Annotated in this window: 12 protein-coding genes; 7 read left to right on the top strand and 5 right to left on the bottom strand. The window is 65.2% G+C overall.

Annotation, left to right across the window (positions count from 1 at the left end):
• The first annotated feature begins 41 nt into the window (after positions 1-41).
• Together HLH35_RS13295 and HLH35_RS13290 are read left to right on the top strand one after the other, a co-directional pair.
• A complete protein-coding gene (locus HLH35_RS13295) occupies positions 42-926 on the top strand; it encodes a LysR family transcriptional regulator (protein ID WP_182979591.1) in 885 nt (294 codons plus the stop codon).
• 33 nt (positions 927-959) lie between these two features.
• A complete protein-coding gene (locus tag HLH35_RS13290) occupies positions 960-1,175 on the top strand; it encodes a hypothetical protein (protein WP_182979590.1) in 216 nt (71 codons plus the stop codon).
• Positions 1,176-1,427: 252 nt separating this feature from the next.
• Here the strand turns inward: HLH35_RS13290 and HLH35_RS13285 are convergent, their stop codons facing one another.
• The 4 genes from HLH35_RS13285 to HLH35_RS13270 all read right to left on the bottom strand — a co-directional run bounded on the left by HLH35_RS13285 (position 1,428) and on the right by HLH35_RS13270 (position 3,617).
• Complete coding sequence (locus HLH35_RS13285; protein ID WP_182979589.1) at positions 1,428-1,706, bottom strand: hypothetical protein; 279 nt, start codon at positions 1,704-1,706, stop codon at positions 1,428-1,430.
• A 130-nt stretch (positions 1,707-1,836) separates the two neighbouring features.
• Positions 1,837-2,136, bottom strand: a complete 300-nt coding sequence (gene ihfB, locus HLH35_RS13280) for an integration host factor subunit beta (RefSeq protein WP_182968902.1) — start codon at positions 2,134-2,136, stop codon at positions 1,837-1,839.
• A gap of 20 nt (positions 2,137-2,156) precedes the next feature.
• Entirely contained in the window at positions 2,157-3,095 is a 939-nt protein-coding gene (gene sppA, locus HLH35_RS13275; protein ID WP_182979588.1) for a signal peptide peptidase SppA, read from the bottom strand.
• 36 nt (positions 3,096-3,131) lie between these two features.
• Complete coding sequence (locus HLH35_RS13270; protein WP_182968904.1) at positions 3,132-3,617, bottom strand: MucR family transcriptional regulator; 486 nt, start codon at positions 3,615-3,617, stop codon at positions 3,132-3,134.
• A gap of 142 nt (positions 3,618-3,759) precedes the next feature.
• Here HLH35_RS13270 and HLH35_RS13265 point away from each other — a divergent pair, with 142 nt between their 5' ends.
• Positions 3,760-4,710, top strand: coding sequence for a PfkB family carbohydrate kinase (locus HLH35_RS13265; RefSeq protein WP_182979587.1), 951 nt, complete (start codon positions 3,760-3,762; stop codon positions 4,708-4,710).
• On the opposite strand, the gene HLH35_RS13260 is transcribed toward HLH35_RS13265, so the two are convergent.
• On the bottom strand, positions 4,707-6,092 hold the full coding sequence (locus tag HLH35_RS13260; protein WP_182979586.1) for an amidohydrolase family protein: 1,386 nt from the start codon (positions 6,090-6,092) through the stop codon (positions 4,707-4,709). The genes HLH35_RS13265 and HLH35_RS13260 overlap by 4 nt on opposite strands.
• Before the next feature lie 135 nt (positions 6,093-6,227).
• Here HLH35_RS13260 and HLH35_RS13255 point away from each other — a divergent pair, with 135 nt between their 5' ends.
• The 4 genes from HLH35_RS13255 to HLH35_RS19960 all read left to right on the top strand — a co-directional run bounded on the left by HLH35_RS13255 (position 6,228) and on the right by HLH35_RS19960 (position 13,052).
• Positions 6,228-8,420: an FUSC family protein gene (locus tag HLH35_RS13255; RefSeq protein WP_182979585.1), complete on the top strand. Its 2,193-nt coding sequence runs from the start codon at positions 6,228-6,230 to the stop codon at positions 8,418-8,420.
• Positions 8,421-8,493: 73 nt separating this feature from the next.
• Positions 8,494-9,876, top strand: coding sequence for a guanine deaminase (guaD, locus tag HLH35_RS13250; protein ID WP_182979584.1), 1,383 nt, complete (start codon positions 8,494-8,496; stop codon positions 9,874-9,876).
• A 452-nt stretch (positions 9,877-10,328) separates the two neighbouring features.
• Entirely contained in the window at positions 10,329-12,422 is a 2,094-nt protein-coding gene (locus HLH35_RS13245; protein ID WP_182979583.1) for a methyl-accepting chemotaxis protein, read from the top strand.
• A 39-nt stretch (positions 12,423-12,461) separates the two neighbouring features.
• Entirely contained in the window at positions 12,462-13,052 is a 591-nt protein-coding gene (locus tag HLH35_RS19960) for a hypothetical protein (RefSeq protein WP_246385073.1), read from the top strand.

Raw genomic sequence — 13,052 nt, 5'->3', positions numbered from 1 at the left:
CATTGGTTTCACAATTCCTCCTGTCAGGATCGGAGCGTACATTGGACTGGGACAAACTCCGTATTTTTCATGCGGTGGCCGAAGCCGGTTCGTTCACGCATGCGGGCGACGTACTCAACCTCAGCCAGTCTGCCGTCTCGCGACAGATTTCGGCCCTGGAAGAAGCGCTTCAGGTTCCGCTGTTCCACCGCCATGCCCGTGGCCTGATCCTGACAGAACAGGGCGAGACCCTGAACCAGACGGTGCGGGAAGTCTTCTCGAAACTGGCGATGACGCAGTCCCTGCTGACCGAAAGCAAGGAGAAGGCCGCCGGCCGCCTGCGCGTGACCACAACGACGGGTTTCGGCACCTGTTGGCTGACGCCGCGCCTGCATCGCTTCATGGAAACCAATCCGGACATCACGATTACGTTAATCCTGGAGGATAACGACCTGGATCTGGGCATGCGCGAGGCCGATGTGGCCGTCCGCATGCATCCGCCGCGCCAGCCCGACCTGATCCAGCGCCACCTCGCGGATTTCCCGCTGCCGATCTATGCCTCCCCCAGCTATCTGGAAGAATTCGGCACCCCCCAGACCCTGGACGAGTTGTCGGCCCACAAGCTGGTGCTGTTCGGCGGCTATCATCCGCCCGTCCCGCACATCAACTGGCTGGCGGAAGCCGGCGTGCCGTCGGACGAGAAGCGGGCCGCCCGGCTTGAGGTCAACAGCCTGCCGGCAATGGCATCGGCCATCGCGGCCGGGGTCGGCATTGGCTCGGTGCCGCTTTACGCGACCGGACCGCATGCGAACCTGGTCAAGATCCTGCCCGACGTTCCCCTGCCGACGGTCGATGCCTATTTCGTCTATCCGGAAGAATTGCGGACATCGAAGCGCGTCGCCGTGTTCCGCGACTTCCTGCTGTCGGAAATCAATGCCCGCCATTAGGCGGTGCAACGCCCGCAAGGAAGCGCAGCACCGATGAGCAGTCGCGACAAGCCGGCAAGCGGCCCGGGAAAGCAGGCCTACGAAGCCCGCCGGGCCGCGAAGGCAGGCGTCAGCCTCGATAATTGGCTGGCCCGCAAGGAAGGGGCCCGCAAGGCCGTTTCCACCCCAGCCGCGCAGCCTAACCCCGTGTTGGCCCAAGCCCGCTCGGTGTGGCGGCGGCTGATCGAGCGCGCCCACCGCCCCCTCTAAGCCGAGACCCGGTTGGGAAATGCGCGCTGGCGGCGATCCGACGCGCGTTTTCTGCGCTCCGGTGCTCGAAAACACATGCCGGGCGCGGTCCGTTCCGGGCCGCTCTCGCTCACCAGCCCACATTTCCCAACCGGGTCTCTCATCGGTTGTCAAACCGAAGCGTTGTGTGCGCCATGTTTCATGGCTGCGGGTCTTGGCCTTGCGCCAGAGCGTAAGAAAACCACGACCTCGGCCGCTGGCGGCCCTGCCCTGTCAGCTATGCCGGCGGGCGGTGCGGCCAAGCTGGCAGCGGTGGGCTTTGTCGCGATAATACATGGCCTGCCCGATCGGGGCGAAATATTGCCGACGGCCGATGGCACGCAGCCGGTGGCCATGGGTCCCGATCACGGCGTCATGAGACGCGCAGAGATGGGCTGCCAGCCCCGTGCGACGATGATGATGCGGCGCATGGCGGGTGCCGGCACATGCCGGCACGGCAACACACGACACCGCAACGCACACAACAAGAAGTCCAGAGATTACGTCCCGCACCCTTACGCACCTCCGCGGTCCGGCACCGCTCGTGGAGAAGGATTCGTAGCAGCGGCAGTCAGAACATATCAAGAACATTCTATCAGACACACAGGACACGTCCCGTCCCGCGATCGCCAGGCCGGAACGATCAGTCGGCGCCGGGTTCGACGCCGCCATTGACGCGTTCACGCAGTTCCTTGCCCGCCTTGAAGAAGGGGACAACCTTTTCGTCCACCGCCACCATCTCGCCGGTGCGGGGGTTGCGGCCGGTACGGGCATCGCGCTTCTTGACCGTGAACGCGCCGAATCCGCGCAGCTCCACCCGGTCGCCCCGGGCCAGCGCCGCGCTGATCTCGCTGAAAATCGTCTGAACGATCAGTTCGACATCGCGGCCGAGAAGATGCGGATTGGCCGCAGCCAGTTCGGCAATCAGCTCCGATTTGGTCATCCGTCTTGTCCCGTTTCGATTCAAGGTTTCCAGAGCGCAACCGCTCCGTCGAGCGCAACACCTTGCGATACCACAGATCCCGCCCATTCCTCACCAAGAATGACACCGAGCATGCTGCGCGTCAGCCGCGGAATCCAGTCCCGGTCGGCCGGGACCTTCAGATCGAGAACCGGAACCGTCTCGGACAGGTGCAGCCTCCGCGCCAACCAGGTCACGGCATCGCGTTCGGTCCCGATCTGGTCGATCAGTCCAAGCGGCAGCGCCTGCCGGCCGGTATAGGGGCGGCCATCGGCCAGCGATCGCACCCGGTCGACCGGCATATGCCGCCCGTCGGCCACCATCGTGACAAACTGGTCGAACAGATCCGCCACCACGCCCTGCAGCATCTGCCGCCCCTCGGGCGAAAGCGGCTGAACGACCGAAGGTTGCCCCTTCATCGGGCCGGAAACCAGTTCGTCCACGCGAACGCCCACCCGGTCCAGCAGGCCGGAGACATCCGGCGCCTGCATGATCACCCCAATCGATCCGGTCAGGGTCGACTGGCTGGCAAAGATGCGCTGCGCCGGAACCGAGATCATGTACCCCGCCGACGCCGCGACTCCGCCCATCGTCACCACGACCGGCTTGCGCGCGGCAAAACGGGCCACCGCATCATGCAGGGCCTCGCCGCCGCTGACCGAACCGCCCGGACTGTCGACCGACAGCACCAGGCCCCGCACCGTGTCCGCCTTCGCGGCACGGTCGATCAGGTCGATCAGCTTGCGATTGTCCGACCCGATGATGCCGGACACCCGCACCCGCGCCAGATGGTCGACACCGATCAGGGCGCCATGATGGAACAGCGCATGACCGCCGAGCCCCAGCCAGGCGAGGACGAACGCGGCGACCGCCCCCACCCGCCAGAACAGCAACCGGCGGCGCAGGCGCAGCCGGTCCACCACCAGATCGGGATCAGCCATGGGGCCTCCGGCCCGGCCGCGACGCGAACCGCACCGTTACTCCTGCGGCGCGGCGGCCTTGCGCCCGCGCCGGGCCGGCTTGGCGGCCGCACCGTTGTCGGCCGGCGCTTCTTCCACCGTCGCGGTGATCTTGCGGCCCAGACCGATTTCCCGCGCCAGGGTGGAGCGGCGCTCGGCATAGTTCGGGGCGACCATCGGATAATCGGTCGGCAGGCCCCAGCGCTCGCGATACTGCTCCGGCGTCATGCCATAGGCGCTCTGGAGATGCCGCTTGAGCATCTTCAACTTCTTTCCGTCCTCGAGACAGACGATGTAGTCCGGGAAGACCGAACGCTTGATCGGCACCGCGGGCTGCAGCTTCTCGGGCTCCGGCGCGGCCTGGCCGAGAGAGGTCAGCGCCTGGTAGACCTGCCGGATCAGATCAGGCACGCCATCGGCGACCACGCTGTTGTTCGAAACATGCGCCGACACGATCTGCGCCGTGAGTTCCAACAAAGATGCACCCTGCTCGATTTCCGACATACCGAAATTCCATCCTGTTATTATGACTTCTTACGACGTCAGCGATTCGCACCGCTTCATTATCATAAATATCTTGAAATGATAGCGAAGACAAATAATTCTTACAAAAACATTTTAAATTTTTAACGGGAACGAGGCGCCGGTGTTCGTAACAGGAAGTAATAAATCCCCAATCTTCGTATTCGGCAGCGTCAATATCGACGTCAGCGCGCGACTGAATCACTTTCCCGTTCCAGGGGAAACCCTCCATGCGCGGGATGCCGGGCTGGGCCTGGGCGGCAAGGGTGCCAACCAGGCGGTGGCGGCGGCGCGGCTGTGCGCGGATGTCCGGCTTGTCGGCCGGACGGGGGACGATCCGCTGGCCGATTTCGCGGCAGCGGCGCTGCGGCGGCACGGTGTCGCGCCCGACGACCTGTATCGTTCGGCGGCCGATCTGACGGGACTCGCGATGATCTGCACCGACTCGGGCGGCGAAAACACGATCGTCGTCGTGGGCGGCGCCAACATGACCATCGACGCCACCGATATCGCCCGCCTGTCGCCCCTGCTGACACCGGGCGCGATCGTGCTGACGCAATGCGAAATTCCGATGGACACGCTGCGCGCCGCCGCGCGGGCGATCGCGCAGGTCGGGGCGCGGCTGATTCTCGACCCGGCCCCGGTGCCCGAAGACGGGCTGGACGCCGAGTTGTTTGCGCTCGCCGAACTGATGACGCCCAACGAGACCGAGACCGAACGCCTGACCGGCCTGCGCCCGCACAATGCGGACAGCGCACGCCTCGCCGCCGACAAGCTGCACCGGCTGGGGCTGCGGCGCGCCATCGTCAAGCTGGGGGCGCGGGGTGTGCTGTATTCCGACGCATCCGGCCAAGGCTTCGTGCCACCCTTTGCCGTCGTCCCCATCGACAGCACGGCGGCCGGGGACTGCTTCAATGGCGGCCTGGCGGTCGCGCTGTCATCCGGCATGGATCTGGCGGGCGCCACGCGCTACGCCGCCGCCTGCGGAGCCCTGGCCACGACGCGCAAGGGTGCCGCCGAAGCAGCCCCGACCCGGCCCGAGGTCGAACGCCTGCTGGCGGCCCAGCCCGGCTAGGCCTGCCCTGTTTGCAGCCCGCCGGTCCATACATGGGTCATATTGGCCCGCGACGCCGTATAGAGCGCCGTCGCCAGCAGGTCCTCGTCACTCTCGTCGCCCCATAGCCGCATGGTGCCCAGGGGCGCGTCGGGGTCGATGCGCAGCACGTCGAAATGCTGGCCGGGGGCAAACCGCCCCACCGGCAGGTCCAGCGCGTCGCCGCCCCCGGCCGTGGCCAGATGAAAAGCCGTGATCATGTCCACATCGCTGCCCGGCCGGCCGCGTTCCGCCGCCGGCCGGTCGGGATCGACACCGTCGCGCAGCATGCGCGAGGCGGCGACCGTCATGCGCATCGCCCCCATCATCGATGCCGAAGGGCCACCCGCAATGTCGGTCCCCAGCCCAACCCGCACACCTTTTTCCAGTGCGGCGCGCAGCGGAAAGACCGCATTGGCGAACCAGGCGTTCGACAGCGGACAATGCGCCACCGCGGCACCCCGCCGGGCCATCAGGTCCATGTCCGACCCGGTGATGAAATTGCTATGGGCCAGCACGGTATGGCGGGTCAGCAGGCCGAAACGGTCCAGTGTCTCGACATCGCTGTGCCCGAAACGGGCCTGGCCGTAATCGCGCGCCCAGTCGCTTTCCGCGCAATGGGTCTGGACATGGCAGCCGCATTCCCCGGCCAGATCCCCGAGCGCGCGCAGCATGTCGTCGGTGCAGGAAGGCAGGAAGCGCGGGGTCACCACCGGCCGCACCCATCCGTCATTGGCCGGGTGGGATTCAATATGTGCCGCGACCGCCCGGGTGGCCGCCAGCCCTTCGGCCACCGAAGCGTCACGATAGAAGTCCGGACACTGGCCGGGATTGTCCATGACCACCCGCCCCACCAGCGCCCGTTGCCGGGCCGCGATGCAGGCATCGGCCAGTTCACAGGTGGCTTCGACATGCCGGCTGGCGAAATACAGCGCCGTGGTGGTGCCGCCCGCCAGCAGGTCGGCCACCAGGCGCCGATAGACATGCCGGGCGAACAGGCGGTCGGCATAACGCGCCTCCAGCGGGAACGTATAGCGTTGCAGCCAGACTTCCAGCGGCTGGTCCAGCCCCTTGCCCAGTTGCGGATATTGCGGCGCATGGACATGCAGATCGACCAGCCCCGGGATCATCAGCCCGTCCAGCGTCACCAGCCGGCCCGCCCGCGCCGCCGCGCGCGCCATCGCGCGATGCCCTTCGCTGCCTGCATGGCACACTGCGACAATCCGCCCATCGGCCCCGATTTCGACCAGGCCGCCCTCCATCCGCTCCAGCCGGCCGGGCGACGGGGCATGGAACCAGTCCCCGGCCACCACGCGGTTCCGCAGGTCCGCCCATGAATGCGCGGCGGAATATCGGTCGGTCATCCTTCCCTCCGTGCGGTGTCCCCGCCATGCGACTTCCGATGTCTATGACTGATATACACGGCCTGGCTATCGTCCCGGAGATGCCTGACCTAGTCTGTCGCGTAATAGCCCCTGCCGCCGGAAACTCCACGCCCCGTGCCCGCCTTCCCTGACTTTGCCCTCACCGTGCTGGAACGCCTTCTGTCATGGCGCCCCCGTTCCCTGCGCCCGCCGGGCGCCGGACGGCTGAGCCATCTGCGCTGGCTGTATGCCCCCAAGGCCGAGGCGGTCGGCTTTGCGCTGCGCACCACCGCCGCGGCCATCCTGTCGCTGATCCTGGCGATGTGGATGGAACTGGACGATCCGCAATGGGCGCCGATGACCGTCTGGATCGTGGCGCAGGGATCGCGCGGCGAAAGCCTGTCGAAGGCGCGATGGCGCCTGGTCGGCACCGCCATCGGCGCCATTTCGGCCGTCGCCCTGGTCGCGGCGTTTCCACAGGCGCCGTGGCTGTTCTTTCCCGCCATCGGCATCTGGATCGGCCTGTGCTGCGGCGTGGCGACCCTGGTGCGCAACTTCCGCTCCTACGCGCTGGTACTGTCGGGCTACACCTGCGCCATCATCGCGCTGGATGCGGTGCGCAGCCCGAACGACGTGTTCATGATCGCCATGTCGCGCTCGACCTACATCGTACTGGGCATTGCGTGCGAAAGCCTGATCGCCGGCCTGCTGTCCCACAACCTGGCCGACACCGCGCGCCGCAATATCCGCGAGAAACTGCTGACGGCCCTGACCAGCACCTCGGGCGCCATCGCCGACCTGCTGGCCGGCAATGAGGAGGCTTTCGTCCGCTCGCGCGCGCTGTTCGGCACCATCCTGACCATCAACGACCAGATCGAGTTCAGCGAGATCGAGATGGGTCCCCACGGGCATGAGGGCGACCATGCCCGCGCCGCCCTGGCCACGGTATCGGTGCTGCTGTCGCGCGGCCTGGGCATGACCGCGCGCCTGCGCGCGCTGGGCACGGCACACCAGGGCTTTACCGAAACCTCGCTGCTGGTACGCACCTTTCTTCAGGGCCTGCCACCGCGCCTGAAACAGGACGAGGACCTGCCGGCGGTGCTGGCCGACCTGCGCGCGCTGCGCGGCGTCTGCCGCCAGCAGATCGTCAATGCACTGACCGAGGAAAGCAACGGCCAGCACCCGCCCGACAGCCCCGAGATCCAGGCACTGCTGGATGGGCGCATCCTGCACAGCGCGCTGGAGGAATTGCTGGCGGAACTCCAGCAGGCGCTGGAGGAATTCGATGCCAGTCACCGCGTCATCCGCGGCGACCGTTTCCATTTCCGCCTGAAATCGCATCGCGACCTCAAGGAGGCGGCCCATAACGGCATCCGCGCCGCCGTCGCGATCACGTCCGCCGGCCTGATCTGGGAAGTGACCGCCTGGCCCAGCGGCCTGGCCTTCATCATCATGGTCGCCCTGACCTGCGGCCTGTTCGCGACGCGCGAAAACCCGGTCCTGGCCACCATGAACTTCCTGCTCGGCGCGGTGTGGGCGGTCGGGGTCTCGTTCGTCCTGGTCGTCCTGATCCTGCCGCACCCGGCGGATTTCGAAATCCTGGCCGCCTGCCTGGCGCCCCCGATGATTGCCGGCGGCCTGGCGACCCGCAATCCCGCAACGGCGGGGGCTGCCGCATCCTATACGCTCTTCCTCTCCAACCTGATCGGGCCGTCGAACCAGGGAAGGCTGGACGAGATCGCCTATTTCAATTCCTCACTTTCGCTGCTGGCCAGCATCGGCTTCTCGGTCCTGATCTTCCGCACCGTCCTGCCCTTCAGCAGCAAGGCGGAGCGCCTGCGCATGCGCGAGCGCAATCTGCACGACCTGCATCATCTGGCCTCGGCGCTGCCCATACCGCAGACCCACGACTGGATCGGGCTGAACACCGACCGTTTCGCCCGCCTGATCCGCCATGCCGGCCCCACCCCCACGCCCACCATCGAAGCCTATCTGCAAGGCACGCTGTCGGTCATGACGATCGGGCTGAACATCATCCGCGTGCGGACGGTCCTGGCCCGAGAGCAATTGCCGCTCCAGGCGCGCCGCCCCCTGCTCCTGGTGCTGCGGCGGATGGCGCAATTGACCGGCAAGCACGGCCGCACCGCCCGCGCGGCGCGCACCGCCGTCGCCAGCCTGCGCGCCATCGAGGCGCGCGAGACCAATATCGGCGCCCGCATCGAACTGACCCGCGCCATCGCCTATCTGCTGGTCATTTCGAACGAACTGGACGCCAACGCTGTGTTTCTCGATACCTCCCGGTCCTATCGTCCCCAGCCGCCAGCCTGACGGGCACCGCGCCTTCACCACCGGGGCAAAACAGGCAACACTGGCCGGATCGTACCAGACCGAGTACCCGATCATGATCCCGTCCCTGCCCCCTGCACCCGCCCGCCATGCCCTTCGGGGGCGCGCCGTCACCTTCGGTACCAATCCTTTCCTGGACGATCCGGCGCGGGCGCTGGTGCATGAGCCCGATGCCCTGATCCTGATCGAGGATGGACACATCACGCGATTCGGCGCCTTCGATGCGCTGCGCGACACGCTGCCGCCCGATACACCGGTCACCACCTGGCACCACGGCATCATTTCGGCCGGGTTCGTCGACACCCATGTCCATTACCCGCAACTGCCCATGATCGCGGCCTATGGCGAACAGCTTCTGGAATGGCTGGAGCGCTATACATTTCCCACCGAGGCCCGCTTTGCCGACCCCGATTACGCAGCCGGCGTGGCGCGGCGTTTCCTGCGGGAACTGCTGCGTGCCGGCACCACCAGCGCGGCGGTGTACTGCACCGTCCACCCCCAGTCGGTCGATGCCTTCTTTACGGAATCGGCCCGCCTGAATACCCGCATGGTGGCGGGCAAGGTACTGATGGACCGCAATGCACCGGCCAACCTGCGCGACACGCCCCAGGGCGGCTATGACGATTCCCTGGCGCTGATCGAGCGCTGGCACCAGCACGGGCGGCAGCTCTATGCCGTCACCCCGCGCTTCGCCGCCACCAGCACTGAAGAGCAGCTCGACCTCGCAGGCAGCCTGCTGCGCCAGCGCGAGGGCCTGTTCATGCAGACGCATCTGTCGGAAAACCTGGCCGAGGTGGAATGGATCAGCCACCTCTTTCCCCGGCGTGCCTCCTATCTGGATGTCTATGCTCATGCCGGCCTGGTGGGGCCGCGCAGCGTGCTGGGCCATGGCGTGCATGTCGATGAAGACATATTCCATACCTGCCATGCGGCCGGATGCGCATTGGCGCATTGCCCGACGTCCAACCTGTTCCTGGGCAGCGGCGCCTTCCGCCTCTTCGACGCGCTCGACCCGCGCCGGCCGGTGCGCGTGGGCCTGGGCACCGATGTCGGCGCCGGCACCAGCCTGTCGCAATTGCAGACGCTCAACGAAGCCTACAAGGTCGCGCAATCCACCGGGCGGCGCCTGCATCCGGCCCAGGCCTTCTGGCTGGCCACGGCCGGGGGCGCCCGCGCACTGTATCTGGACGACCGCATCGGCACCATCGCCCCCGGCATGGAAGCCGATCTGTGCGTGCTCGATCCGCACGCCACGCCGCTGATGGCCCAGCGTGCCGAACAGTGCGAAACGATCGAAGACCTGCTGTTCGTGCTGATGATGCTGGGGGACGACCGCAGCGTCCGCGCAACCTATGTGGCCGGCCAACTGGTCCATGACCGGGACGCCCCGGAAGCCGCGGGGGAGCGAGACCCCGGCCACATTACTTCATTTACATGAACGAACGATATGTTACGTTAGGGAACCGTTAACACTCAGGATCGTCATGTCGAAACCACTCCATGACATGCCCTCATATCGCAAACGATATGGCCCGGTGCGGCAGGTGGTTTCCGACGTCCCCCATAAGGGCCGGGGACACCCCGCCAGCGCCTCGATCTGTCTGGCGTCGCCGAATATGCCCTGATCTTTCGGCATGAGTGACGCGACAATGTCCATGATGGGCAGCCGATAGCCTTCCGCGCCATCCTTGCGCCCGCGACGGCCGGGCCGATGAAGGAAATGTGATTTCTCTCCCATCGAAGGTCATGAGAGCCAAATTAAGGATAGTGCCTTTTATGTCAGGTCATTCAGAACGCCGTTTATGGAACAGCCTGTCCGCCCGAATTGTTCTGATATGCGGGCTCGCCTTCATCACCATACAGGCAATGGCGGTGACGATATCGGCATGGATGATGAAGTCCCAAGTCGAGAAAAGCGTTTTTTCCGAAGCAACATCCCGCAGCCAGATCCTGGTCGACCAGATCACACGGCGATTGCTGGACCAGAACGACATCGCACGCGCCAATTCGGTGGCCGTAGAAGCAATCCACAAGGCCGGAACGGCCAGCCGGGCCGAAATCGTCAGCCTGCTCCGCGAGGCCGAGATCCGCTCCCCCAACCTCTATGCCGTCTGGATGGAGGAAATACCCGGGGGGTTCGACGGCCAGAAGGCATTCAATGCCCCGGGGACCAACAGCCACGGCATCCTCAATCCTTATTATGTGCGCAAGCCGGACGGTTCGATCGATTTCAATGCCGTCGACGAACATTACAGCCAGACCTGGTTCACACTGCCGATGGAGCGTGGAACCGGCATCCTGACCGAGCCCTATATCGACGAGGGCAGCGGGGTGGAGATGGTCTCCTTTTCCTATCCGGTCACCTTCGACGGCAAGAAGATCGGCGTTACCGGGATCGATACCCCGCTTGACTGGATCGTCACCCTTCTCGGCAATTCCGACGTCTTCGGCAGCAACAGCATTTCGCTCCTGTCCGAAGACATGGTCTGGATCTCGCATCCCGACAAGAAGCGCCTGCTCCAGCCCTACAAGGACGACGGAAAGGCCGAACTGTCGCAGGCGATTTCCAGCCGCAAGGTGCGGATCATCCGCGGCTTTCATGACGGGGAGCAGGAACGGGTCCTGGTCCCCTTCCAGATCCCGGGCTTCAGCAATGTCTGGACCCTCGTCGTCGACATCCCCCGCGCCGCGCTGGACGCACCGGTGAAGAACAACGTCATCGCCCTGATGATTTCAGGCGTGCTGCTGATGATCCTTTCCGTGCTCGTCGTCTATTTCATCTCGGGAAAATTGATCAAGGCGCCGTTCCGCAACCTGCTCGGCACGGTTTCCGACCTTACCCGAGGCAAATATGATAACCAGGTTTCCGGGACGCAACGGGGCGACGAGATCGGCATGGTCGCCCAGGGGCTGGAAGGTTTTCGCAAGACGCTCCTGAAAAGCAGGGAGGCCGAGGCCCGCGCGGCGGAAGCCCGTGACCAGCACGAGCAGCTCCAGAAGAAGACGAGGCAGGAAGAAGAAACCAAGATCCGGAACATCAACAACGTCATCCGGACCATGGGAGAAGGGCTGGACAATCTGGCCAGGGGCGACCTGTCCTGCCAGATCGATAATCCCCTGCCGCCCGAGTTCGAGCCCCTGCGGCAGAATTTCAACCAGTCGGTGCACCAGCTCGCCGAGGCCCTGTCCGCAATCGCCGGCACGGGCCGCAGCATCAGCAAGGGCACCGCGCAACTTGCGACGGAGGCCGAAACCCTGGCCGAGCGGACGGAGCAGCAGGCCGCGTCGCTGGAGGAAACTGCCGCCGCGGTCAACGAAATTACCGAAAGCGTCAGCAGCTCCGTCCAGCAGATCAGCGACGCACAGAAGGTCGGCCTGCAGGCGCGCGGGTCCGCCAGCAGTTCTTCCGACATCATGCAGCAGACGCAGACGGCCATGCTGAGGATCGAGGAGAGTTCCAAGCAGATCGTCGCCATTGTCGAGACGATCGACGTCATCGCGTTCCAGACCAATATCCTGGCCCTCAACGCCGCCGTCGAGGCTGCCCGGGCCGGAGACGCGGGCAAGGGTTTCGCCGTCGTCGCCAGCGAAGTGCGGGCACTGTCGCTGCGCTGCGCCCAGGCAGCGAAAGAGATCGGCACCCTGGTCAAGACCACGACGGCAGACATCCGGACCGGTTCGCGGCGCGTCACCGAAACCGGAAAGGCGCTTCAGGATATTTCCAGCTTCATCGCTCAGATCAGCGACAATCTAAATCAGATCCTGACGGCGGCGCAGGAACAGTCCGCCACCCTGACCGAAATCAACATCACTGTCGGCAACATGGATCAGGTGACGCAGCGCAATGCCGCCGTTGCCGAACATTCCCGCACCGCGTCCCGCCGCCTGGCAGGCGAGACGGACAAACTGACACAACTCGTCAGTCGTTTCCGGCTGGCCAGCACTGCGAATCTCGCAGAATACAGGGCCAGGAACAGAGCGTAAGAGCTTTCGTGCAACCGGGAGGCCGCCGGATAACCGGCGGTGATCTTTTCAAAAGAGTTTCATTTGCCGGTCGGCCTTGCCTGGGACAGCCTGAAGGCAGGGCTGGACAGCGGCCGGACATTGAAACAACGGAAAGCCTCCGCAGGACGCGCCACCGGCGCACATTGCCAGACGAGCCCCCAAAAGCATGCAGCCATGACGACCTATACCGACGACACCGAGATCGACGACCTCGTGGCGAGTTTCCTGAGTGGAAACCTGCCCAAGGCCGAATGGACGCATGCGGCGCATTTCGCCGCCGCCCTCTGGTTGCTGCGTCATCGGCCCGAATGCGCGGAACTTGCCGTCATGCGCGGTCTTATCCGCGCCTATAATACGGCAACCGGAACCGCCAATGCGTCCTCCAGCGGCTATCACGAAACGATCACAATCGCCTCGATGCGCACCGCGAAGTCCTTCCTCGAAACCCACCCGCCCAATACGCCGCTTTTTTGCGTCCTGGACGCTCTGATGGCCGGACCTCCCGGCAGAAGCGACTGGTTACTCGCCTACTGGAATCGGGAAACCTTATTCAGCCCCGACGCACGATCACGCTGGGTCGATCCCGACAAGGCCGCACTGCCGATCTGA

It is taken from the genome of Gluconacetobacter asukensis (assembly GCF_014174375.1).
Lineage (GTDB): Bacteria > Pseudomonadota > Alphaproteobacteria > Acetobacterales > Acetobacteraceae > Gluconacetobacter > Gluconacetobacter asukensis.
This window is presented reverse-complemented; position numbering and strand designations above follow the sequence as displayed.

What these genes read in the sequence shown, in the direction of transcription:
- HLH35_RS13290 (WP_182979590.1), top strand. Translation starts at nt 960, where the DNA reads ATGAGCAGTCGCGACAAGCCGGCAAGCGGCCCGGGAAAGCAGGCCTAC.
- ihfB (WP_182968902.1), bottom strand. Translation starts at nt 2,136, where the DNA reads ATGACCAAATCGGAGCTGATTGCCGAACTGGCTGCGGCCAATCCGCAT.
- sppA (WP_182979588.1), bottom strand. Translation starts at nt 3,095, where the DNA reads ATGGCTGATCCCGATCTGGTGGTGGACCGGCTGCGCCTGCGCCGCCGG.
- HLH35_RS13270 (WP_182968904.1), bottom strand. Translation starts at nt 3,617, where the DNA reads ATGTCGGAAATCGAGCAGGGTGCATCTTTGTTGGAACTCACGGCGCAG.
- HLH35_RS13260 (WP_182979586.1), bottom strand. Translation starts at nt 6,092, where the DNA reads ATGACCGACCGATATTCCGCCGCGCATTCATGGGCGGACCTGCGGAAC.
- guaD (WP_182979584.1), top strand. Translation starts at nt 8,494, where the DNA reads ATGATCCCGTCCCTGCCCCCTGCACCCGCCCGCCATGCCCTTCGGGGG.
- HLH35_RS13245 (WP_182979583.1), top strand. Translation starts at nt 10,329, where the DNA reads ATGATGAAGTCCCAAGTCGAGAAAAGCGTTTTTTCCGAAGCAACATCC.